This window comes from Paenibacillus humicola, from assembly GCF_028826105.1.
Taxonomy (GTDB): domain Bacteria; phylum Bacillota; class Bacilli; order Paenibacillales; family Paenibacillaceae; genus Paenibacillus_Z; species Paenibacillus_Z humicola.
The window spans coordinates 4,417,229-4,440,835 of record NZ_JAQGPL010000001.1 but is presented as its reverse complement, the minus strand read 5'-3'; the positions used below and the strand labels follow the sequence as shown (position 1 = coordinate 4,440,835).

The 23,607-nt window shown below is 60.1% G+C and carries 21 protein-coding genes; 16 read left to right on the top strand and 5 right to left on the bottom strand.

Annotation, left to right across the window (positions count from 1 at the left end):
* Positions 1 to 18: 18 nt before the first annotated feature.
* Together PD282_RS20390 and PD282_RS20385 are read left to right on the top strand one after the other, a co-directional pair.
* Entirely contained in the window at positions 19 to 684 is a 666-nt protein-coding gene (locus tag PD282_RS20390) for an amino acid ABC transporter permease (protein WP_274652670.1), read from the top strand.
* Positions 671 to 1,393: an amino acid ABC transporter ATP-binding protein gene (locus PD282_RS20385; protein WP_274652668.1), complete on the top strand. Its 723-nt coding sequence runs from the start codon at positions 671 to 673 to the stop codon at positions 1,391 to 1,393. Before PD282_RS20390 ends, PD282_RS20385 begins: the two co-directional genes overlap by 14 nt.
* Positions 1,394 to 1,612: 219 nt before the next feature.
* On the opposite strand, the gene PD282_RS20380 is transcribed toward PD282_RS20385, so the two are convergent.
* Together PD282_RS20380 and PD282_RS20375 are read right to left on the bottom strand one after the other, a co-directional pair.
* Positions 1,613 to 1,816, bottom strand: a complete 204-nt coding sequence (locus PD282_RS20380) for a hypothetical protein (RefSeq protein WP_274652666.1) — start codon at positions 1,814 to 1,816, stop codon at positions 1,613 to 1,615.
* 41 nt (positions 1,817 to 1,857) lie between these two features.
* On the bottom strand, positions 1,858 to 2,505 hold the full coding sequence (locus PD282_RS20375) for a cell wall hydrolase (protein WP_274652664.1): 648 nt from the start codon (positions 2,503 to 2,505) through the stop codon (positions 1,858 to 1,860).
* 145 nt (positions 2,506 to 2,650) lie between these two features.
* On the opposite strand from PD282_RS20375, the gene PD282_RS20370 reads away from it, so the two are divergent.
* From PD282_RS20370 to PD282_RS20360, 3 genes are all read left to right on the top strand, one after another.
* Positions 2,651 to 3,529, top strand: coding sequence for an aminoglycoside 6-adenylyltransferase (locus PD282_RS20370; RefSeq protein WP_274655382.1), 879 nt, complete (start codon positions 2,651 to 2,653; stop codon positions 3,527 to 3,529).
* A 308-nt stretch (positions 3,530 to 3,837) separates the two neighbouring features.
* The gene (locus tag PD282_RS20365; protein WP_274652662.1) at positions 3,838 to 4,623 is read left to right on the top strand and encodes an HAD-IIA family hydrolase; all 786 of its coding nucleotides are present in this window, start codon (positions 3,838 to 3,840) and stop codon (positions 4,621 to 4,623) included.
* A gap of 145 nt (positions 4,624 to 4,768) precedes the next feature.
* A complete protein-coding gene (locus PD282_RS20360; RefSeq protein ID WP_274652661.1) occupies positions 4,769 to 5,578 on the top strand; it encodes a transglutaminase domain-containing protein in 810 nt (269 codons plus the stop codon).
* A gap of 120 nt (positions 5,579 to 5,698) precedes the next feature.
* Here the strand turns inward: PD282_RS20360 and PD282_RS20355 are convergent, their stop codons facing one another.
* Positions 5,699 to 6,832 (bottom strand): conserved virulence factor C family protein, encoded by a 1,134-nt coding sequence (locus PD282_RS20355; protein ID WP_274652660.1) that lies wholly within the window; start codon positions 6,830 to 6,832, stop codon positions 5,699 to 5,701.
* Between the two features lie 284 nt (positions 6,833 to 7,116).
* On the opposite strand from PD282_RS20355, the gene PD282_RS20350 reads away from it, so the two are divergent.
* Together PD282_RS20350 and PD282_RS20345 are read left to right on the top strand one after the other, a co-directional pair.
* The gene (locus tag PD282_RS20350; protein WP_274652658.1) at positions 7,117 to 8,121 is read left to right on the top strand and encodes an MBL fold metallo-hydrolase; all 1,005 of its coding nucleotides are present in this window, start codon (positions 7,117 to 7,119) and stop codon (positions 8,119 to 8,121) included.
* Positions 8,122 to 8,273: 152 nt separating this feature from the next.
* Positions 8,274 to 9,896, top strand: coding sequence for an ABC-F family ATP-binding cassette domain-containing protein (locus tag PD282_RS20345; protein WP_274652656.1), 1,623 nt, complete (start codon positions 8,274 to 8,276; stop codon positions 9,894 to 9,896).
* 141 nt (positions 9,897 to 10,037) lie between these two features.
* Here PD282_RS20345 and PD282_RS20340 read toward each other — a convergent pair whose 3' ends face one another.
* Complete coding sequence (locus tag PD282_RS20340; RefSeq protein WP_274652654.1) at positions 10,038 to 11,690, bottom strand: S-layer homology domain-containing protein; 1,653 nt, start codon at positions 11,688 to 11,690, stop codon at positions 10,038 to 10,040.
* A 49-nt stretch (positions 11,691 to 11,739) separates the two neighbouring features.
* Positions 11,740 to 13,926, bottom strand: coding sequence for an amidase family protein (locus tag PD282_RS20335; RefSeq protein ID WP_274652652.1), 2,187 nt, complete (start codon positions 13,924 to 13,926; stop codon positions 11,740 to 11,742).
* 467 nt (positions 13,927 to 14,393) lie between these two features.
* On the opposite strand from PD282_RS20335, the gene PD282_RS20330 reads away from it, so the two are divergent.
* The 9 genes from PD282_RS20330 (at position 14,394) to PD282_RS20290 (ending at position 23,546) form a co-directional block, all read left to right on the top strand.
* Entirely contained in the window at positions 14,394 to 14,969 is a 576-nt protein-coding gene (locus PD282_RS20330; RefSeq protein WP_274652650.1) for a cob(I)yrinic acid a,c-diamide adenosyltransferase, read from the top strand.
* Positions 14,966 to 15,937, top strand: coding sequence for an RluA family pseudouridine synthase (locus PD282_RS20325; protein ID WP_274652648.1), 972 nt, complete (start codon positions 14,966 to 14,968; stop codon positions 15,935 to 15,937). The genes PD282_RS20330 and PD282_RS20325 overlap by 4 nt, the downstream gene beginning before the upstream one ends.
* An 81-nt stretch (positions 15,938 to 16,018) precedes the next feature.
* A complete protein-coding gene (locus PD282_RS20320; protein ID WP_274652646.1) occupies positions 16,019 to 17,233 on the top strand; it encodes a hypothetical protein in 1,215 nt (404 codons plus the stop codon).
* Between the two features lie 71 nt (positions 17,234 to 17,304).
* The gene (locus tag PD282_RS20315; RefSeq protein ID WP_274652644.1) at positions 17,305 to 17,667 is read left to right on the top strand and encodes a Spx/MgsR family RNA polymerase-binding regulatory protein; all 363 of its coding nucleotides are present in this window, start codon (positions 17,305 to 17,307) and stop codon (positions 17,665 to 17,667) included.
* A gap of 20 nt (positions 17,668 to 17,687) precedes the next feature.
* The gene (locus PD282_RS20310) at positions 17,688 to 18,890 is read left to right on the top strand and encodes an aminotransferase class I/II-fold pyridoxal phosphate-dependent enzyme (RefSeq protein WP_274652642.1); all 1,203 of its coding nucleotides are present in this window, start codon (positions 17,688 to 17,690) and stop codon (positions 18,888 to 18,890) included.
* 26 nt (positions 18,891 to 18,916) lie between these two features.
* Positions 18,917 to 19,798: a 5'-3' exonuclease gene (locus PD282_RS20305; protein WP_274652640.1), complete on the top strand. Its 882-nt coding sequence runs from the start codon at positions 18,917 to 18,919 to the stop codon at positions 19,796 to 19,798.
* Positions 19,799 to 20,002: 204 nt separating this feature from the next.
* Positions 20,003 to 20,896: an ABC transporter permease gene (locus tag PD282_RS20300; protein WP_274652638.1), complete on the top strand. Its 894-nt coding sequence runs from the start codon at positions 20,003 to 20,005 to the stop codon at positions 20,894 to 20,896.
* A 2-nt stretch (positions 20,897 to 20,898) separates the two neighbouring features.
* Positions 20,899 to 21,795 carry a carbohydrate ABC transporter permease gene (locus PD282_RS20295; protein WP_274652636.1) on the top strand — a complete coding sequence of 299 codons (897 nt, stop codon included), beginning with the start codon at positions 20,899 to 20,901 and terminating at the stop codon, positions 21,793 to 21,795.
* Between the two features lie 65 nt (positions 21,796 to 21,860).
* Positions 21,861 to 23,546 carry a type 2 periplasmic-binding domain-containing protein gene (locus PD282_RS20290; protein ID WP_274652634.1) on the top strand — a complete coding sequence of 562 codons (1,686 nt, stop codon included), beginning with the start codon at positions 21,861 to 21,863 and terminating at the stop codon, positions 23,544 to 23,546.
* Positions 23,547 to 23,607: the final 61 nt, after the last annotated feature.

Here is a 23,607-nt window from a genome sequence, read left to right as displayed (position 1 = left end):
CTTGGGGAGTGAAATAGAGTGCAGGTCATACTGGATGCGATGCCCCAGCTGTTGAAGGCGCTGCTGGGAACGATTGAATTTTCTGTCGTCGGCATTATTTTGGCCATCATCATCGGACTGATTACGGCTTTTTTTAAGCTGTCCAGGTTCATAGTGCTGCGGGCGGTTGCCAATGTGTATATCGAGCTGTTCCGCTGCACACCGCTTTTTATCCAAATTATGTTTATCTATTTCGGCTTGGCGAACGTGCTGCCGCTGAACCACTGGTTCGGGGATTCATATGTCTGGGTTGCCGCTGCCGCCTCGCTGGCGCTGAATGAAGGCTCTTATATGTCGGAAATTATCCGGGGCGGCATCGTCTCCATCGACCGCGGCCAGAAGGAGGCGGGGCACAGCATCGGGATGACGGGCTTCCAGACGATGGTCCATATCGTGCTGCCGCAGGCGTTCAAACGGATGATTCCGCCGCTCGTCAACCAGTCGGCCCAGACGATCAAGGACACGTCGCTGCTCGCGATTGTCGGGATCGGGGAATTGATTTATAACGGGCAAATTATCGTATCGAACACGTTCAAAGCTTTCGACATCTACGGCGCGATCGGGCTGCTTTATTTCATCATCATTTTCCCGCTGACGCGGGCCGCGGCGCTTCTGGAGAGGAGGCTGCAGGTTGATAAGCGTTAACAGCTTGACCAAATCGTTCGGCAGCGAGGAAATTTTGAAGGGGATCGACCTGACGGTCGCCGAGCGTGAGGTTGTCGTCGTCATCGGGCCGTCCGGCAGCGGCAAAAGCACTTTTCTTCGCTGTCTGAACGGGCTCGAGAAAGCTTCCGGCGGGCAGATCGTCATCGCCGGCCACGAGCCGACCCGGCCGAAGGCGGATATCCCCGGGCTCTGCCGCGATGTCGGGATGGTGTTCCAGCGGTTCAACCTGTTTCACCATTTGTCGGTGCTGGACAACATCACGCTCGGCCCACGCAAGGTATTGAAGCTCTCTCGCGAAAAAAGCGAGGAGACGGCCCGGGAGCTGCTGGCCAAGGTCGGGCTGGCAGGCAGAGAGGCCAGTTATCCCGACGAGCTGTCGGGCGGCCAGCAGCAGCGGGTCGCGATCGCCCGGGCGCTGGCGATGAAGCCGAAGGTGATGCTGTTCGATGAGCCGACCTCGGCGCTCGATCCGGAAATGGTCGGCGAGGTGCTGCTGGTGATGCGCCGCCTGGCCGAAGAGGGAATGACGATGGTTGTCGTCACGCATGAGATGGGCTTCGCCCGTGAGGTCGGCCATCGGGTCGTCTTCGTCGATGAAGGGCGAATCGTCGAGCAGGGCGTTCCCGCCGAACTGTTCGAGCATCCGAAGATGGAGCGCACGAGAGCTTTTCTGAGCAAAATTTTGTAACGCGGATGGGACGGACCGCAGGCCGAAACGGCCTCGGACCGTCTCATTTTTTTGCCGGGACGCCTCCAGAAAGGACGGAAGACGCCGCGGTTTTCTGAACGTGGGAGTTGATTTGGGCTATGGAGCGATTTATGATGGTCGGTAAGATATCCGGATCAAAATCGCCGCAAGCGGCGGCGATGTATATGGGAACGCAAGCGGGGCGAGGGAGCGGCCGAATTAACATTCAAGCGGCCGCAAAAGGTCGTCCGCCGTCCGGGACGACGAAATACGCATCACCAGCGTGCCCAGCTCCTCGAAGCTCATCGCGTTCAGTTTGGCGATGCAGGCATCCGGCACGAGATCCTGCCCGGTGACCGCCTTTATAATTTCGACGACCGCCTCAACCCTCTCTTGGTGCCGGTTGCTGCCGAACGTATGCATGGGTCTCGCCCTCCTTCCCGGAATAGATGTTGGACCTTAAGTTAAACGAAAAATTCATGGTTACCGATGCGCGTCGTCGCGCTGAGCGTCCGGAACCAGGCTGATTTGGATATTTTCGGATTATAATAAAACAGCGCATTGCCGGTCGGGTCCCAGCCCAGGATCGCGGCCTTGGCCGCCTTGAACGCCGTATTGTCCGGAATCAGCCAGTACTGCCCGTCGTTGACGGCGGTAAACGCTTTCGGCTCGAAAATGACGCCCCGGATCGTATTCGGAAACTGCGGGGATGCGCGCCGGTTCAGCAGAACCGCTCCGACGGCGACCTGGCCCTCGTAGCTTTCGCCTCTGGCTTCGCCGTAAATGACGCGCGCCATCATGGCGAGCTCCCGTTTGTTGACGGTCAGCTTTTTCAGTATTTTCCACGTCCGGGGGCCGGCGATGCCGTCGGCGGGAAGGCCGACGTGCTGCTGAAACCGTATCAGCGCTTTCACGGTAGCTGCCGTGAATTTGTCCGTAACCGGACCGGTCAAATAGCCAAGCGTATGCAGCCGAAACTGCAGCTCCTCCGTCAGCTGGCCTTTGCTGCCCAGCTTCTGGTAAGGGTACGGGGCGGCGCCTGCATCCGGAGCCGGAACGGCGGCCGCAGCGATCATCGAGAACAGAACGAGCAGAGCAGGAAGCTTGTACATGATGTCTGAACTTTCCCTCCAATTCGTTAACGGGTTCTTCTTCGATTTTCGATTCTAGCACAGCGGGGCGGCTTCGGCCGTATTCCTAAAAAAATTGTAATCTACTTAAAATTTTCTCAGAAAGGCTGGCGAAGACATGTCGAAAATGCGGAGCGAGCAGGAAATGCTGCGGCTTATTGTCGATTTTGCGCGGGAGGACGAGCGAATCCGCGCCGTTATCATGAACGGATCGAGGGTCAATCCGGATGCGCCGCGGGACTTTTTTCAGGATTACGATATCGTTTATATCGTGGCCGAGGTCGCTCCGTTCGTGCGTGATCGGGAGTGGGTCCGCCGCTTCGGGGACATGATGATTATGCAGACGCCGGACGAAATGGACGAGCCGTCGATTGCGCCGGAGGAACGAACGAGCTTCGCTTATTTGATGCAGTTTGCGGACGGCAACCGGATCGATCTGACGCTGTTTGCGAAAAGCGCGCTGCCTCGTCTCGGGCGGGACAGCTTAAGCCGGCTGCTGCTCGACAAGGACGGCTGTATCGAACCGTTCCCCGAGCCCCATCGCGGCGATTATGCCGTAAAACCGCCTTCTGCGGCGGATTTCGCGAACTGCTGCAACGAGTTTTGGTGGGTCAGCACCTATATCGCGAAAGGGCTGTGGCGGCGCGAGCTTCCTTATGCGAAAGCGATGTTCGAAGGACCGGTGCGGGCGATGCTGATACGGATGCTCGAATGGCATATCGGCGTGTCGTCCGATTTTACCGCGGATTCCGGCAAAAACGTCAAATATGCCGAAAAGCATCTCGCCCCGGAGCTGTGGCGGCGGCTGCTGCGCACGTATCCGGACGGAGATTACGAGCATATGTGGGCATCGCTGTTTGCGATGGGCGAGCTGTTCCGGGATCTGGCGGCCGATGTGGGGAACCGTTTCGGCTATGCGTATCCCGAGGAGGACGACCGCAAGGTGACCGCGCATTTGAAACACGTGCATGCGCTTCCGCGGGATGCCGCCGTCATGTATGAATGATTGCGGACGTTGTCCGCAAGGGCGGACCGCAGGACGACGTGTTATGCAGGAATGGCCGCGGACCAGGGGATGGCGCGTACAGAAATGATCGCGGATGCGGACCGCAGGATGACCGTCCTGCATGATCTAACACTGCCGCGGCTGCGGGCGGATTGCGGTTGTCGTTTGGCGCCGGATGCTGCGTTTTGGCCTTTCGTTTATTATTACATGAAAACGCCAATAAAAAGAATCAAACGTTGACAAACGGCGATAAACGATAAGAAAATGGAAGCAGCAACAGACTAACGGAAACGATGGGCGGGGGAAGCATGCTGCAGCAGACGGAAGGCTTCATTATTGATTTGGACGGCACGGTATATAAAGGAAAGCGGCTGATCGAAGGGGCGGCGGAGACGGTCGCGCGGCTGAAGGAGCGCGGCAAGAAAATCGTCTTTCTCAGCAACCGGGGCAATATTTCGCGGCAAATGTGCCACGACAAGCTGACCGGCATGGGGCTGTCCGCAGCGCCGGAGGAAATTATGCTGACCTCGACCGTGACGGCGATGTATTTGCGTGACGAGCAGCCGGGCTGCCGGGTATGGGCGCTCGGCGAGCAGGGGCTGAGAGACGAGCTGACCGCGCACGGGGTAGAGCTGGCGGACAAGCCGGAGCATGCCGACTGGCTGGTCATCACCCTGCACGAAACGCTCACTTACGCGGAGCTGAATATGGCGTTCCGGGCGGTCCGGCACGGTGCGGGGATCATCGCCACGAATGAGGACAAAACGTTTCCCGGCGACGACGGCGACGCCATCGACGTCGCGGGCATGATCGGCGCGATCGTTCATTCAACGGGACGGGAGGTCGATCTGGTCATCGGCAAGCCGTCGGCGCGCATGGCGAAGGCGGCGCTGGATACGCTCGGACTGCCGCCGGAGCGATGTATGGTGATCGGCGACAGCCTGGCCAGCGATATTACGCTCGGCCGCCGGGCCGGCATACAGACGGCTCTCGTGCTGACCGGCTCGGTCAAACGAAAGGACGTACCGGAAAGCGGCGACAGCCGGCCGGATTACGTATGGGAGTCGCTTGCGGATCTGCTGCGTTACCTGTAACATCAGCCCGCCAGCCGCAGTGTACGGCAGCTGAGGGAAGCGGAAGCTGCGGCTGCGCCTGGACTGCGTCGGGAAGCGGAGACGCTGGCGATACGCTTCTTTATTACAGGTCGAGCTTTCGATATAATGGAGGAAATAGAAATAAATGGGGGCAGGGCTTATCCGCTTGCTGACCAAACTTGCGCTGATCGGCATCATTTTTGCCTGGATATTCGGATTCGAATTCAAACCGGTCAAGGCGATGGCGGGCGACCTCGCGCTGCAGGCGCTCGGGTCCGATCTCGTCAGCCAGCTGCTCGCGCAGCGGGAGACGATCGAAGTCCGTTATTCGGGGAACAAGAAGGAGCTGTCGTCCCATTTCGCGGCGCTGCTGCGCGATGCCGTTTCGTCCAATGACTATATCGCTTATATCGTCGATTCCTATATGTATACGGTCCGGACGTGGGGAACGGCCGCCGATATTAAGGTGCGCGTCACTTACCGTGAAAGTGCGGTGCAGACGCAGGAAGTCGACAGCCGAGTCGGGCTGCTGCTGAAGCAGATCGTGAAGCCGGGCATGTCGCAGGCGGATACAGTCAAGGCGATTCACGACTGGATCGTGCTTCATACGGCATACGACGTCACGCTGAAGCGGTACACGGCCTATGACGCGCTGACGTCGGGTACGGCCGTTTGCCAGGGCTATGCGCTGCTGGCGTACCGGATGCTGCAGCAGGCGGGGATCGAATCGCGCATCGTCGAGGGCTCGGTCGATTCGGGCAGCCATGTGTGGAACCTGGTCCATATCGGCCGGCAGTGGTACCATATGGATGTCACCTGGGACGACCCGGTACCGGACCGCAAAGGGAACGTCAGTCATGCCTATTTTCTGAGAAACGACGCGGAGATGCGGCGCGACCACACCTGGTCGAAACCGTATCCGGCCGCTTCAGGGTTGCCGGAGCCGACGATATAACGGAAAAGGCTTCCGAACGCTGCATGCGCGCTCTGCGCATCGGCATTCGGAAGCCTTTTTGAGCATAACGGAAGCCTGGAGATTCGCGGATACCCGGCAGTGCGTGTACCGGCCTCGGGGCTACTCCCGCTTGCGGGCGGTGATTTGCTGCCATACCGAGCCGGCCGCTTCCTCGCCCCGCTCGATCCGCTCGAGGGCGATGCGGGCCTGCAGGCTGACCTCGAACTCGGGATCGCCGCACGCCTCGCGCAGCGCATCCACGGCCGTTTCGTCGCCGGCCTCGTACAGGAAACGCGCCGCCCGCCAGCGGACGAGCTTGTTGCGGTCTTTCAGCGCCTCGATCATCGGACGGGTAGCGGCCGGATCGCCAAGATCGGACAGCGTGTCGCCCGCCGTGCGGCGCACCGATGCCGAAGGGTCGCGCAGCGCTGCAAACAGGTGCGGCAGCGCCTCGGGCACGCGCAGCTCGCCGAGATAGACGACGGCCAGTCTCCGGATGGAGACGTTCTCGTCGGCCGATGCTTTGGCGAGCAGCGGCAGCATTTCCGGCGCCGGCGCCGTGCGCGAAAGCGCCTCGTAGCGGACGCTCCAGTCCGGCGACGCCAGCCGTTCCGCCAGCTGTTCAGCCGTAAGCGGCGCAGGGCGCGCCGGCGGGGCCGCTTCCGCGCCGGCATCCGGCTGCTGTCTGGCCGCTTCGGCCAGCTCGTCCAGCCGCTCCTGCGGGTATGCGGCATCGAGCTCCCGGACGAGCTCGGCGGCGATGTCCTCCGGCTCGCCGTAACGGACACCGAGCTCCTCCAGCTTCCGCTCGCGAATCATCGAGGCGCCGGCCGCCGCGCTCACGGCCTCGCCGAATTTCGCCGGCAGCGCCTCGCGCACCTCGCGGTCGCCGAAGCGGACGCGCACCTGGATCGGGATGCCCCGATACAGCTGCACGAACGCGTGTGCCTCGCCGAAGCTTTCGCGCGGCGCGCCGCCGCCGTCCGCGGCGCCTTCGCCGCTCTGCAGCGCGGCCCGCGCCTCCGCCAGGATGCGCTCCCAGTCCGCGCCGGGCTTGCGGTCGAGTGCGATAAAATCGGCGGTGCGGAACAGCCCCCGCACGCCGTCGATCGCGAGCAGCGCCCGCAGCGGCTCGGACGCCGCGCCGGCTTCGGACGGCGCGTAGCTTTCGCGCCGCCCGGGCGGGAGCTTCTCGTCCACGTTCAGCTTCATCGTATTCGGGCTGGGCGTCGGTTCGATCGAAACAAGCTTCATAGGGTTATCCTCCGTTCGTGAACGTTTTCTAACAATTCTTTTTTACCGGGTGTCCCCGTCAAGCAGCCGGAACCGCTTCAGAAGGCCCGCGACGCTTTATTCGGAGAGGGTTACGATGCTATTTAGTGTATACGAAACCGGCGCAGAAAGGAAATTTCGCCTGGAGCGGGCCGTTGGGCTTGGTACCCCCTGGGGGTTTGCGTATTCCGGCGCCGATTGATATCGTAGACAGTAAGGATAAGAAGAAGATCGATGGGGAGACGAGAAGGAGGACATTTTGCGGAATGCGTTATGAAAATCTATATCCGGCGGCCACCGTCAAGACGTTCAAGGAATTGCGAAAATGGAGGCAGGAGCGGGCGCGGAAAATGAAAGCCAAGGACTATTCCTTCACGATTCCGTCCGTGCCGCCGGATATTGCTTATTTGAAAGGGAATTTCCGGGAGCCGTCGCTCACCTGGGTCGGGCATTCGACCTTTCTGCTGCAGCATTCCGGCCTTAATATCGTGACCGACCCGGTGTGGGCCGGGCAGCTGGCGATGCAGCGGCGGCTGTCGCCTCCGGGCATCCCGGTCGAAGCGATGCCTCCGGTGGACGTCGTGCTGATCTCGCATTCCCATTACGACCATCTGCACATAGGCTCGCTGCGGCAGCTGTCGGGCGGCAAGACGCTGATCGTACCGGCGGGTCTGGCGGATAAGCTGCGGCGCAAAGGCTTTTCCTCCATTATCGAGCTGAACTGGTGGGAGGCGGCGACGATCGGCGGCGTCCGGTTTACGTTCGTGCCTTCCCAGCATTGGACGAGGCGAACCCCATTCGACATGAACCGTTCCCATTGGGGCGGGTATATCATCGAGAGTGCCAGAAAAATGACAGGCTTAAACGGCGGCGGAGCCGGGGAGCGTGAGCATGCGCAAAGCGGGGAGCGGGTGAGACCCGCGGCGGGCCTAAGCCCCACCGTCTATTTTGCCGGTGACAGCGGGTATTTCGACGGTTTCAGAACGATCGGCGAACGATTTGCGATCGACTTGGCGCTGATGCCGATCGGGGCGTACGAGCCGGAATGGTTCATGAGCCCCCAGCACGTGACGCCGGAGGAGGCTTTGCGCGCGTTCCTCGAAACCGGGGCGCGCTGGTTCGTGCCGATGCATTACGGCTCGTTCCGGCTCGCCGACGATACGCCCCGGGAGGCGCTGGACCGCCTGGAAGCCGGCCGCGCGAAGCTGGGGCTCGCGCCGGAGCGGATCATCCTGCTGCCGCACGGCGAGACATGGCGCCTGAACGGTTGAGGCCGGCCGCCGCTGCGGTGCCCGCTGCAAGCCTCGACGGCTGCCCGTGTGACGGCAAAGCCGATTTGACCGCTATACTCGGCAAGAAAGGCGCCGCTGTGCTATAATGAAGAGATGAACGAAATTGAGAGACAAGGACGGGATCCGAAGAAATGATCAGCACGAGCGGCGTGACGCTTCGCTACGGGAAGCGGGCGCTTTTTGAAGACGTGAATATTAAATTTACGCCGGGCAACTGTTACGGCCTGATCGGAGCGAACGGCGCGGGCAAATCGACGTTTCTGAAAATATTGTCCGGCGAAGTCGAGCAGACGAACGGCGAGGTGCACATTACGCCGGGCGAGCGAATCGCCGTACTCAAGCAGAACCATTACGAATACGACGATTATCGGGTGCTCGAAACGGTCATTATGGGCCACAAGAAGCTGTATGACGTGATGAAAGAGAAGGACGCGATCTACGCGAAAGCCGAGTTTACCGACGAAGACGGCATGCGCGCGGGCGAGCTCGAGGCCGAATTCGCGGAAATGAACGGCTGGGAAGCGGAATCCGAAGCGGCCGGCATGCTGAACGGCCTCGGCATTCCGCCGGAGCTGCACGACAAGCAGATGGCGGAGCTCTCCGGCAACGAGAAGATCCGCGTGCTGCTGGCGCAGGCGCTGTTCGGCTCGCCGCACATCCTGCTGCTCGACGAGCCGACCAACCATCTGGATATGCAGTCGATCGAGTGGCTGGAAAACTTTTTGGCCGGCTACGAAGGCACTGTTATCGTCGTCTCCCACGACCGTCACTTCCTGAACACGGTCTGCACGCACATCGCGGACATCGATTTCGGCAAAATCCAGCTGTACGTCGGCAACTACGATTTCTGGTACGAGTCGAGCCAGCTGGCGCTGCAGCTCATGCGCGACCAGAACAAGAAGAAGGAAGACAAAATCAAAGAGCTGCAGGCGTTCATCCAGCGCTTCAGCGCAAATAAATCGAAGGCGAAGCAGGCGACGTCCCGGAAGAAGCTGCTCGATAAAATTTCGCTGGACGACATTCGTCCGTCGAACCGCAAATATCCGTTCATCAACTTCAAGCCGGAGCGCGAGGCAGGCAAGCAGCTGCTGCTCGTCGAAGGCTTGACGAAGACGATCGACGGCAGTACCCTGATCGACAACCTGACCCTTACGGTGAACAAAGGCGACAAAATCGCCCTGGTCGGCCCGAACTCGCTGCCGAAGACGGTGTTGATGCAGCTGCTCGTCGGCGAGCTTACGCCTGACAGCGGCACGTATCAATGGGGCGTGACGACGGCGCAGGCTTATTTCCCGAGAGAGAACTCCGCTTACTTCGACGGGGTGGAGCTCAATCTGGTCGACTGGCTGCGCCAATATTCGAAGGATCAGGACGAGAATTTCATCCGCGGCTTCCTCGGCCGGATGCTGTTCTCCGGCGACGAGGCGCTCAAGAAGGCGAGCGTGCTCTCCGGCGGCGAGAAGGTGCGCTGCATGCTGTCGAAAATGATGCTGTCCGGCTCCAACGTGCTGCTGATGGACGAACCGACGAACCATCTCGACCTCGAATCGATTACGGCGCTCAACAACGGCCTTATCGACTTCGACGGCACGTTGATCTTCACTTCGCACGACCATCAATTCGTGCAGACGATCGCGAACCGGATCGTGGAAATTACGCCGAACGGCGTCATCGACCGGATGATGACATATGATGACTACCTCGAGAGCGCAGAAATCAAGGCGATCCGCGAACGGATGTATCCGCCGGAATAAGCCCTCGCTGCCCGTTCCCGCCATCGTCGGACCGCGGTCAGTGGAAGGCGGCTTACCGGAATTATGAAAGACGACAAAGGCGTTCCCAGCGGCAGCTTTCTGCCGGGGAACGCCTTTGTCGTGTGTAACGCTGGCGGCGTTTTACTTGTCGTTCAACTTATGGATCATATTGTCGATCAACTGTGCGGCTTCGGCGCGGTTTGCCGTCCCGTGCGGAACAAACGCGGCCGAGGTGCGGCCTTTCACGAGCCCGAGCCCGGTCGCTTCCTTCACATATGCGATCGCCCAGGATGAGATCGACGCCTCGTCCTTGTATGAGGCCGGAACAGCGGCTTCGGCCGGTTTGCCCTTCGCCGCCTCATAGCCTCGCATCGCCATTGTGACCATCTCCTCGCGGCTGATCGCGGCGCCGGGAGCGAATTTCGCGCCGCTTACGCCCTGCACGATGCCGGCTTGAACGGCGGCGGCGACATCCTGCGCGTACCAGGCGCCCGCCGGAACATCGCCGAATTTCAGCGCCGCCTTGTCCGTCAAGCCAAGCGCCCGTACGAGCAGCGCGGTAAATTCGGCGCGGGTGACGGTGCGGAGCGGTTCAAACGTCGTATCGCCGGTGCCGGTGACAATCCGCTTGGCGTACAGCTCCTTGATCGCGGGTGAGGCCCAGTAGCCTTCCGGCACGTCGAAGAACGTCTTGTCGATTTCCATGACCGCGTAAGCGCTGAAGTGTGTAATCGGGGCAGTGAATATGCCGTCCTCGTACACGCCGCCGATATATTCCGGCGCTCCGCCGTCCGGGAAGTAGTAGATTGCGGACAGCTTCGAATCGGCGTCCTCATCGGAACGGAGCCGCAGCGTCACCGGCTGGTTAAACTGATGCAGCTCGTAGACTGAGCCGTCCGCGGCCATCCACTGCAGCGCGAACGTGTAGACCGGGCTGGCCAGGGCGGCATCCGCTCCGGGCTTGACCGTGTCGTCCGCGGCCGTCTTGACCGTAAGCGCAATCGTTCCGTCCTTCCGCTGCCCGCTCGTCAGCTGATCGGTCAGCTGCGTGAACATGCCGGGCGGGATTTCGAGCTCGGCGCTGCCCGCGGTCACGTACAGAGGCGCATTCCCCAGCAAAGCGGCCGTATCGGCCGGCAGCTTCAGCGTCGTGTAGCCTTCCGCCAGCGAAACGGTCACTTTGCCGCTGCCGTCCGGCTTCAGCTCCTCCGCCCCGACGGTCATGACGCCGTCCGGAGCGGCCGGCGAGACCGGCGCCGTGGGAGCTCCCCCGCTGCCCGATGAGGAACCGCCGCTCGGCCCGATGAGGACAATCGCGTCGGAATCAGTGTCGATCGTGCTTGACGCAAGAGACGAGCTGACCGTCTTGACGGCGGGGAGCTTCAATTCGGCGCTGCCGTTCGTCAGCGCCTCGAACGTAAAGGTCGCCAACGTAAGCGATTCGCTGTCTCCCGCCGTATTCCCGGTCTTGGTGTGGGCGAAGACGACATGCGTTCCGCCGTCCTGCGATACGGCGGCCTGCGTGGAGAAGCCGACCGCCGAAGTCGTTTCGCTGCCCTTCTTGAAGGAGAGCAGCCCCGGATCGTAATACAGATCCACCTCATACGCATAAACGTCTTGCAGATCGTTCCCCTGTACGGTGACCGTAAATTCGTCGCCGGCGTTCACGGCGCTTTTGGAGGTCTGCAGGGTAACGGAGGGCGTGCCGGCGGCTGCAGCCGCCGGATGACCGGGCAGCATCGCCGCGATCGCCAGCCAGATCGTCGTAAACAGCGTCAGCTTTGTACGCGCCATGTGCAGGTTCGTCCTTTCTCGTATAGTGAAGCGGATTGACGCGGCACGGTTATTCGCCTCCGGGCAGAGCCGGAACGCTTGACGGAGCGACCCGGTTGTGCGTCGCCTGCTCGTAGGAATAGCCCAGCTTGATCAGTTCGCCTTCATCGTAAGGACGGCCGAGCAGCTCGATGCCGATCGGGGTGCCGCTGGAGACGAATCCGGCCGGCAGGCTGATCGCCGGGAAACCGGAGAACGGACTGAGCCGATTGGCATTGCCCGAGCTCGTTCCCGTTGGGCCTGTCGTCGACGGATACAGAATCGCGTCCAGATTGTTGTACGCCATCAGTCCGAGCAGCGACTGCTGGGTGGTGCGTGTCCGGAACAGCAGGATGTCTTTATAATCCTCGGTATCGAGCGATTCGACCGCATTTCGGGTTTTCAACGTATTGGCCAGCGACGGCAGGAAATCCGTGCCGGACGCGATGATGTCCGAAAGCGAATGATAGCGGACCTTATTCGGATCGACCAGTCGCGGATCGCTCAAATAGTCGTTCAAGTTGAACTTGAATTCGTACCCACTGAGGCTCGGGTACTGCAAAATCGCCGAAATGTTCGGGATGTTCACGCCGATAACCGTGGCGCCCTGCGCCCTCATGTCGTCGGCGGCTTTGTTCAGCAGCGACAGCACTTCGGGATTGTTCCCCGTGACGGACGTATCGAGCACAAGGCCGATGCGGGCGCCTTTCAGGCCGTCTTTGACCAAATATTGCGTATAGCTGGCCGGCTTGCGGCCGACGCTGCCGGCCGTCGCGATATCGTGCGGATCGTAGCCGCTGATCGCGTCCAGCATGATGGCGGCGTCCGAAACCGTCCGGGCCATCGGACCGCCGACGTCCTGGGAAAGGGCGAGCGGAATGATGCCGTCCCGGCTGGTCAGGCCGATGGTCGGCCGGATGCCGACGACGCTGTTGTACGAGGACGGGATGCGGATCGAGCCGCCCGTATCGGTACCGAGTCCCGCAACGGCAAAGTTGGACGCGAGCGCCGCGCCGGTACCGCCGCTGGAGCCGCCCGGATTTTTGGTCAGATCGTACGGATCCTTCGTCTGGCCGCCGAGCGAGCTGTTCGTATCGGTGTTGATGGCGAATTCGCTCAGGTTCGCTTTCGCCAGGATGATCGCGCCGGCATCCTTGAGCTTTTGAATCATATAAGCGTCGCTGACGGTCTGGTTGTCCGAAAGACAGGTACAGCCGGCGCTTGTCGGCATGCCGACCGTATCGTAGTTATCCTTGACGATAATCGGGATGCCGTGCAGCAGGCCGCGCGGGCCTTTCTCCTTGCGCTCCTTGTCGAGGCTTGCCGCGATCGACAGCGCGTCGGGATTGACCGTGATGATCGAGTTGATCGCCGGTCCCTGCTTGTCGTAGGCGGCGATCCGGTCCAAATACATGTGGACGAGCTGCACCGACGTCAGCTTGCCGGCGGCCATTGCGTTTTGAATCGACATAATATCCGTTTCCATCAGATGGAACGGCTGGCCGTTGTCGTACAGGACGATTTTTCCGAGCGACGCGAGGTCCGGCAGGTCGATAACGCCGTTATGGTTGAAGTCGCCTGCGGAAACGCCGCTCCACCCGGCATCCTGCGAACCGGTTCCGAAGCTTTTAATCAAAAGGGTGAGGTCGCCGACGTCGATGACGAGATTGCCGTTCAGATCGCCTTCGGGAGAGCCGGAAATGTGGACCGCAAGCTCATCCTCCGGCGTGGCCGAAGTGCCTCCATTGTCGAGCCCGAGCTCGACGGAGCCCGCGATGCCGCTTGGATCGGCAGCCGCTTTGGCCGTGAAGGCGAGCGTCAGCACGGTGCCGCCGTCCGTCAGGCTTCCCGACGTTTTCGCCGCGACGACGGTCACTTTGCCGGGCTCGTCGTTTTCGCCGAGCATGCTGACGGAGGCGCCGGGCGCCGCATGGTTGTAGTCGAACAAGGTCGGATCGTATGTAAACGTAAATTTTCCTGCGCTTGCGGCGTAGGTTGCTCCGGTTACGGTGACGTCAACGTTGAACGGCTCGCCGATGCTGACGGAAGATGGGCCGGACAGCTGGACCGCACTGGATTGGACGGACGTCTGCACGGTCGAATCCGCTGCGCCCTCGGCGTAAGCGCCGGATGTTAATACGGGCGCGTTCATTGCCGTAAAGACCAAGGAAAGACTGATCATCAGCAGGCCCGTAAATTTGGATAATGTTCGAAGCATGACTACCTCCCCGTTTCTTCTAGCAGAAAATGTTTTTTAGTATGACGTGCAGCTTACAGGCGGATCAAAATTTCGACGGAATCCTGCAGCACCCCCTGGAGTCTATCTTTTAATGTTAGTAAACCTAACATAATAATAGGGAGTTCCTTATTTTTCGGCAAACGGTTAATAGCCGCAAAAAATCGCTTACAACCCGTGTTTTTTCCTTTTTTTCCCCGATTACCCTCATGATGCTGTGCTCTGTAACATTTGCGATGCTTTACGGGAATTGTGTCATGATAGATCACATTTTCGCGGTCGGAGGTTTCTTCACGGGCGGTTTTTCAAAACAGGACAGGAGGTTGGACAAAAGAGGCAAGCGGCTGTGCGCCAAATCGGTCCGCTTCTTCTTGCATGCGTCCGAATGTGCTATAGTTGAGGGTAACGAGAAGGTTCCGCGTTAGATTCGAAGGGGTGGAAAGTCAGCGATGAAACTGTATACGAGAACGGGAGACGGGGGCAAGACCTCCGTCAAAGGCGGCCGCGTCCGCAAGGACGACATTCGCGTCGAAGCGTACGGCACGATCGACGAGCTGAATGCATTCGTCGGCCAGGCTGCGGCTGCGGCAGCGGCGGATGGGAATTTAGAACAGCTGGCGGCCGAGCTGCTCGAGATTCAGCAGGAGCTGTTCGACTGCGGCTCGGACCTGGCTTTTGCGGATCCGGAAGGCAAAGCGTACAAAATGACCGCCGAGCCCGTACAGCGGCTCGAAGCGTGGATCGACGCGCACATTGCGGCCGCTCCGGAGGTGACGCGGTTCATTCTGCCGGGCGGAAGCGCCGTCTCGGCTTTGCTGCACGTCTGCCGGACCGTCTGCCGCCGGGCGGAGCGCCGGGCGGTGACGCTTGCCGCCGGGCTGCCGGTCAACGAGGATGTGCTCAAATATATCAACCGGCTGTCCGATTATTTCTTCGCGGCCGCCCGGTCGGCGAACGCGAAGCTCGGCGTGGCGGACACGGAATACGTGCGCAGCGCAGAAGTATTTCGCAAAAACCGCAAATGAGCGAAACCGTCTATTACGAGCCGCTGGCGGTTCGGATTACGGAGCGCGAAGAGGGCCTTACCGTCCGCACGGCGCTGGAGCGGCGGCTGGGCGTATCCCGCAAGCTGCTTTCCCGGCTTAAGCTGACGGAGGAGGGAATTACGCTGAACGGACGGCGGGTCTACACGAACGAGCGCGTACATGCCGGCGATCTGCTGGCGGTGCGGATGGAGCAGGAGCGGTCGGACGATATTTTGCCGCAGCCGATGCCGCTCGATATCGTGTACGAGGACCGCGATCTGCTGGTTGTCGGCAAGCCGCCGGGCATGGTCGTGCATCCGACGCACGGCCACTACACGCATACGCTGGCCAACGGCGTCGTCTGGCATTGGCGGGAGCGGGGCGAAACGGTCCGTTTCCGCCCGGTGCACCGGCTGGACGAAGATACGTCGGGTCTGGTGGCCGTCGCCAAAAATCCGTACGTGCACCAGCAGCTGTCGGAGCAGCATCGGGATGGAGGAATGGATAAGGTGTATATCGCCTTCGTCTACGGCTGCCCGCCGGCGGAATCGGGAACGGTGGACGAGCCGATCGACCGGAATCCCGAGGCGCCGCATATCCGCATCGTTACTCCGGACGGTTATCCGTCCGTTACGCACTATACGCTTGCCGAGCGGTACGGCAGCCGTGCGGCGTCGAAGGTGAAGCTGAGGCTGGAAACCGGCAGGACGCACCAGATTCGCGTTCATATGAAGCATATCGGCTGCCCGCTGATCGGGGACGCGATGTACGGCTTCGCGTCCGATCCGGCAGCGTGCGGCCCGTTAGCGCCGGAGCTGGAAGCGGCAGCCTCCCGCCAAGCGCTCCATGCGGCCGAGCTCGGGCTTACGCATCCCGTGACGCGCGAACGGATGCGCTTCACCGCTTCGCTCCCTCCGGACCTGCAGACGCTCGAAGCAAAGCTTCGCGAGCTGCCGAAGAAGATCTAGCGGGCGCAGGACTGCTAAGCGGACTTTTTGCGAAAAACGCGGCAGGCGATGATCATCTTTTTTGGGGGAAGGTGAAACAGAGTGCGCACGTTTACGAAAACCGGTCGGCCGGCATCGCGCCGGCCGACCGCGGAAGACCGGGAGCTTTCCATCGGCGGAGCGAACGTCCGCGCCGGCCGTCAGGCGCCGGCGATGTCGCCCGGCCATGTCCTGCAGCTGCAGCGTTCGATCGGCAACCGCGCCGTCACACACCTGCTGAGCCGCGGAGGTCAGCCGGTGATCCAGCGGGTCATCGACATCGGCGGCGAGACGATTACGCACGGATCCCGCAAGGTGAATGCGCTCTTTACCGGCGTCGTCATGCCCGAAATGGAGCGGCTCGGCTTTAAAACCTACGGCATCAAGTCCCGGCTGGTCGATTATATCAAGAACAACGATTTGACATTTCGATCGAACCAAGAGTTTCTTCAGCAATTCGGCGCTTGGCTCGGGACGCAGACGCGCAATGTCAAAGGCGGCAAAACGACGCCGGTATTAAAGAAATTCGATATCGGTTCATTGGCCCGCCCGAAATGGTCCGACGCGCTCAAAGGGAAGCTCGGGTTCCAGGGCGGCGACAACATCCGGCACGTCATCCGCAACGCGACGCTCAAAAGGGCGCTGCAGATCGAATTTAACAAATACGGCGGCGACCTCGGCACGCAAAAGAGACGGATGGAAGAGATTGCGGCCGCGCTTGGCGTGAATTTAACGCCAACCGATACGATCGATAAAATTTCGGCTCAGATTTATAACCACGTTTATTTGAACGAAGCCAACCTGTTTTCCGGTCAGGGCCCGTACAATCAGATTATCGGATTCTCCGCCGATACGGTCAAAAACTACGGCGAGGAATTGATCGGCATGGGAGACGATATGGTATCGCCGGCGGAAGTGTTTGAAACGGTCCGGCGCCGCGTGATCGACGCCAGCCTAAAGGTCGGAATCCCGGTGCCGAATCCCGTTACGGACGATTTGACCAGCGTTTTGCAGGCGGTGATCGTGCAGACGACGGAGAGCGGCCAAAAAATCGATTTTATCGAAGCGGAAGAGCTCGGCGATTTAATTGCCGATATCGGGCTCAATTTTGGATTCGACCTGATCGACGGCAGGGTGCCCGAGGATCAGGGAAACGTCTCGAAGCGCCAAGGCATGCTGATCAAGGTCGAGACGGCGCTGCAAACTTTTATCGGATCGGATGGCGGGCAGGGCGACTTGAAAACGATTTTCGCCGAGTTCATGTCGATTACGCGATAGCGGTACCGGATCGAAACGGTATATCGCGATCTGACATGCATTCTGCTGGAAAAGCAAGGAGCGGGTAGCGAATGAATAAATTGACCGTCTACGGGTATCCGAAATGCGGCACCTGCCGCAGCGCGGTCAAATCGCTGGAAAGCAAAGGATACGAGCTCGAGCAGCACAATTTGTTCGAGCAGGCGCCGCCGGCGGAAGTGCTGGCGAAGCTGATCGCCCTCAGCGGTCTGGAAGCGAAAAAGTTTTTCAATACGTCCGGAGAGGCGTACAAAGAGATGAAGCTGAAGGATAAGCTGACGGGCCTGTCCGAACAGGAGCGCATCGAGCTCCTCGCGTCGAACGGCAGGCTGATCAAACGACCGATCGTCACGGACGGCAAGCGGGCGACCGTCGGCTACAAGGAAGACGAATACGACCGCGTCTGGCGCGGTTAGAGGCCGGAAGGGGACGGACATTGAACGACAAAACATGGCGGGCGGCCCGGCTGTCGCGGCTGGGCTCGTCGATTTTCGCCGAGGTGGCGGAGTGGAAAAGAGAGGCGGTCCTCGCGGGGACGGACGTGATCGATCTCAGCATCGGAAGCCCGGACCTGCCCCCTTCCGAGTCGGTAAGGCGGGCGCTTGGCGAGGCAGCTCAGCGGGCTGACGCCTATGGCTATCCCGGCTCGAGGGGAAGCGCGGCGTTTCTGGAGCAGGCGGCGGAATGGCTCGCTTTCCGTTTCGGCATCCGTATTGATCCGGGCGACGAGCTCGTCTCGCTGATGGGCTCGCAGGACGGGCTGGGCCATTTGGCTCTGGCACTATGCGACCCAGGCGATATCGCGCTCGTTCCAGACCCGGGCTACCCGGTTTATATGGCCGGGCTTGCGCTGGCGGGCGTTGAACCGCACCCGATGCCGCTGCGCGCGGAGAACGGATTTCTTCCGGACCTGGATGCCATTCCGGAGGCCGTCTGGAAACGGGCGAAATTCATGCTGCTGAACTTTCCGAGCAACCCGGTATCGGCGGTGGCGGGACTCGAATTTTTCGCCAAAGCGGTCGAGGCGGCGAAGCGGCACGGCGTGCTGATCGTCCATGACCTCGCATATTCGGAGCTGGCGTTCGACGGCTATCGGCCGCCGAGTATCCTGCAGGTCGACGGAGCCAAGGAGACGGCCGTCGAGTTCCATTCGCTCTCGAAAAGCTTCAACATGGCCGGCTGTCGGATCGGTTTTCTGGCCGGCAACCGGACGGCGGTCGCCGCGCTTCGCGAGCTGAAGGCGAATATCGATTACGGCGTGTTTCTGCCGGTGCAGGAAGCGGCCGTGACCGCGCTGAAGGAAGATATGGCAGGCGCAGGCGTCAAAGCGGCGTCCGTATACGAGCGCAGAAGGGACGTTTTTCTCGAAGCGCTCGCCGCCGAAGGCTGGCGGGTTAAGAGGCCCAAAGCGACCATGTTCGTCTGGGCCCCGCTTCCCCCGATGCGCTGGGAGCAGGACATCCCTTGGGACTCGAGGCGCATTTCCCGGGAAATGCTGAGCCGGTCCGGCGTCGCCGTCGTTCCCGGCGATGCGTTCGGCGCGGAAGGCGAAGGGTATGTCCGCATCGCGCTGGTGGAACGGGAGGAGCGGCTCCTGGAAGCGGCGGGCAGAATCGGGCGTTTTATCAGGGGAGAATAAGTTCACGAATGCGGGAGGAGAACAGGATGAACGGCAACGAGAGTTCAGGGAAAAGACTGCTGCTGGTGGACGGGATGGCGCTGCTGTTCCGGGCGTTTTTCGCCAATTCCTACGGCGGCACCGTGAGGCGGACAAGCGCCGGCGTTCCGGTGAATGCGATTTACGGCTTCGTCAAATATTTTATGGATGCGGTGCAAAAATTCGAACCGACCCACGTCGCCTGCTGCTGGGATATGGGCAGCACGACGTTCCGGACGTCGCAGTACGAGGGCTACAAGGCGAACCGGCCGGAAGCCCCGGAGGATTTGATTCCGCAGTTCGACCTCGTGAAGGAGGTCGTGAGCAGCTTCGGCGTTCCGAATATCGGAATCGCCGGCTTCGAAGCGGACGACTGCATCGGGACATTGGCTAAACGGCACAGCACGGACGCCGAGGTGTTCGTGCTGTCGGGCGATCACGACCTGCTGCAGCTGGTCGACGAGCGGATCACGGTCGTCATCATGAAGAAGGGGCAGGGCAACTATGCCGTCTATACCCCGCAATTTTTGATGGAGGAGCGGCAGCTGACGCCCGAGCAGGTGATTTGCGTCAAGGGGCTGATGGGCGACACGAGCGACAATTACCCCGGCGTGCGCGGCATCGGCGAGAAAACGGCGCATAAGCTCGTGCAGGAATTCGGCTCCGTCGACGGCATTTTGGCCAACCTGGACAAGCTGTCCAAAAGCGTCCGGGCCAAAATCGAAGCTGATCTTGACATGCTCCATCTGTCGCGCGACCTGGCCCGCATCCGCTGCGACGCGCCGGTCGAGCTGGAGCTGGGCGAATGCGGCTGGGCGGTCAACCGGGCGCAGGTGATGAATAAATTCGAGGAGCTGGAATTCCGCAGCTTGATGACGTTGATCGGCTAAACGAAAACAGAAGCGAAACGAATTAAAACCCTCAGGGACGAGCGCTTGAAAAAAATAGCGCCTGCTTCTGAGGGTTTTTCGTTTTACGAAGCCGTGTGGATTGACCCCCGCCTCATTCCCCAATCATCGCAATAGAAATCCAATCGTTGTCTCGTAGCTGACGACTTCGCCGCGTCCGTATAATGGACGTATTGAGGTGATCGAATGCTTGACCGCTTGTACAAATACCGCTGGCAATACGTGATGATCGCGCCGGCCGTCGTTTTATTGTTTCTGTTCAGCTATATCCCCATGGCGGGCATCCAGGTGGCGTTCAAAAACTTTCATATCGGCAATACGATGTGGACCAGCCCGTGGGTCGGGCTGGACAACTTCGCCTTCCTCCAGGACGACCAGTTCTGGTCGGTGGTGAAGAATACGATTTATATCGCCGTCCTGAAATTCGTGTTCGGGTTTCCCGCTCCGATCGCGCTGGCGCTGCTGATCAATGAGGTGCGGCACAGCGGCTTCAAACGATTCGTGCAGTCGGTCAGCTACCTGCCGCATTTCTTCTCCTGGATCGTCGTGGCCTATATTCTGCAATCGCTGCTGACGCTGGACGGCGGGCTCGTGAACCAAATGATCGCGGGCTTGGGCGGCCAGCCGGTTTTCTTCCTCGGCTCGACTGATTGGTTCCGGCCGATGATCGTGGCGAGCGGCCTGTGGAAGGAGGTCGGCTGGAACACGATCCTGTATCTCGCGGCCATCACGACCATCGATCCGCAGCTGTACGAGGCCGCGAGAGTCGAAGGCGCGGGCCGGTGGGCGCAAGTCCGGCACATCACGCTGCCCGGCATCCTGCCGACGATCTCGATCGTGCTCATCCTGAGCATGCCCAGCCTGATCGCAGTCGGCATGGATCAGATTTATCCGCTCATGAACCCGGCCAATCAGCCGGTGGCGGACGTGCTCGACACGTATATTTTGCGGAGCGGGCTTCAGCAGGGATATTTCGGCATGGCGACGGCCGTCGGCCTGCTGTCCTCCGCGATCAGTCTCCTGCTCGTGCTGATCACGAATAAGACCTCGCGCAAAATCAACGGGGAGGGGCTCTGGTAAGCATGAAACGTTCCGCATCGGACCGAATCGGACAAACCGCCATCCATGTCGTGCTCCTTCTCTTATGCTTGTCGGTCATTTACCCTTTCCTGTACATGCTTGCGATTTCCTTGAACGTAGGCAGCGATGCGGCCAAAGGGGGCGTATATCTATGGCCAAGGCAGTTCACGCTGTATAACTACGAGGTCGTGCTGGGCAACGTCGTGATCCGGCACGCCTATCTGATCACGATCGCCCGGACGATTGCCGGGACCGTGTCCGGTCTGCTCGTGACGCTGCTCGCGGCGTTCGGCTTGTCTTACCGGCTGCTGCCGGCCAGGCGCGTCCTGCTCGGCTACGTCCTGATTACGATGCTGTTCAGCGGCGGACTGATTCCGTTCTATATTCAGCTGTTCCAATTGTCGCTGCTCAACACGTTCTGGGTGTACATCATCCCGTCCGCGTTCTCGGCCTGGAACATGTTTGTCATGATGAAGTTTATCCAGGGCATTCCCGAGGCGCTGCTGGAATCGGCCGAGATGGACGGCGCAAGCGCATGGCGCGTGCTGCTCTCCATCGTCGTCCCGCTGTCCAAGCCGATGCTGGCGGCGCTCGGGCTGTTCACCGCGGTTATGCATTGGAACGACTGGTTCGCCGGCGCTTTCTTCGTCTCGGATCAGGACTTGATCCCGGTGCAGACCTTCCTGCAGCAGCTGCTGTCGGCGCAGGACATCTCGGCGGTGCTCGGCTCGAACAACAATGCCGAGGCGATCGCCCGCGGCAACATGCTGTCGACGGTCACCCTGATGTCGATCAAAATGTCGACGGTCATGGTGAGCGCGATCCCGATTCTGTGCGTGTATCCGTTTCTGCAGCGGTATTTCGTCAAAGGCGTTCTGATCGGCTCGGTCAAAGGCTGATCGCTACCAAAGGGTATCAGGCAGCACCACATACCAATTGAAAGAGAATGAAAGGGGAGGCTTGCATGAAGTTTCATCGGTTATCATCGAAAAAGCTTGCGGCAGGGGCGCTGGCGCTCATGCTTGGGCTGACGGCCTGTTCGGGCGGAAGCGGCTCGGGCGGGAGCGGTACCGCCGGGAATGCGGAGACCGGAGCCGCTGCCGGATCCAATTCCGGGGGCTCCAAATCATTCAAGCTGTGGCTTGGCTGGTCGGCGACGATCAACAACGACAGCATGGTACAGAAGTATTGGCGGGAAAAGGAGCCGGGCATCGACGTTCAGCTCGAAGCGACGCAGGGCGATGCGCTGACGGCGCTCAACCTGAAGCTGAACACGGGCGGCTTCGAGGACGCCGCGATTTTCTCGCGCGGCGACGTGGTCAATTCCGCGATGGTCAATTCGGGCACCATTTTGCCGCTGGAGCAGTATTTCAACATGCCGGACAAATACCCCGGGCTGGCATCGATTCCGAAAAAATATTTGGATGCCATGAAGGACAAGGACGGGCATATCTGGTCGATTCCGTCGTGGTTCGATCAGAATCCGGACGATCCGTGGCCGGGCTGGGCGTCTCTCGGCTGGTTCGTACGCTCCGACGTGCTGGAGAAAACCGGCATGACCAAGGACGATTTGAAGACAATCGACGGCGTGGAGAAGTTTCTGAAGCTCGCGGCCCAGCAGAAGGACGCATCGGGCAAAAACTTGATCCCGCTCAGCTTTCTGTCCGACGCAAACGACGAGAACGTCATTTTGAGCACGTTCGGGGTGACGACGGCGACGGCCGGCGGCGTTATTCCGGTGGAAAAGAAAGGCGACAGCTATCAGTTCATTTATGACGATCCTCAGTACAAAGCCGCTTACAAGTGGATGAACAAACTTTACCGGGAAAACCTGCTCGATCACGAAGCGATTACGGACAAGTCCGAGCGCTACCGGGAGAAAAGCAAATCCGGACGTATCGCCGTGAACGCCGGGGGATTTTTCAACATGGACGCGCATATTTGGGAGGTGCTGAACGGACCGACGGAGCCGGCGTGGTATTACGAAACCATTCCGTACCCGAAGGTTGACGGCGTAAGCGCGATCGGCACGAATCAGATCATCAATCCGTATCCGGGCAACGACACCTACATCAGCAAAAAGACGAAAAATCTCGACGCGATTTTGAAATTTTACGATTATACGCTGACGCAGAAGCCGGAGATGCAGCAGGTCGTCAACGAAGGGCCGGCCGGCGTGTATTGGAACTGGACGGATAAACCGCTCGGCAAATGGAAGTTTACCGATTCCAATTACCAGCAGCTGCACGATTCCGGAGACGCAGCGAAGGTCGCGAGCACAAACCCGGGCTTGTATATGACGTCGTCCTACAGCAACGAATGGTATCCGTGGTGGAATTACGACGTCACCGAGCCGAAGGGCCGCCAGAAAACGATCGACTTCACGCAGGCGATCGGCAAAATGGGCGGCGTCCGCGTCGCCGAGCCGCAGGATATGGTCAAGGCGAAGCCGGGCGGCCTGTGGGAGAAGTATTTGCCGGAGCTCGAAAACGTGCGCAAGGAGTTCAAAGCCAAGCTCATCATGGCGAAGGACGCCGCCGCCTTCGAAGCGGCCTGGAACGACTTCCGGTCCGCGCTCGAGAAGCGCGCGCATTGGAGCGAGCTCAAGAAAGAATGGTTCGATACGCTCAAGGAATCCAGCAATTCCTGATCATGCTGCGATGCCAGGGGAAGCCGCCGGTAAAGGCAGCTTCCCCTTTCGGGCGAATAAA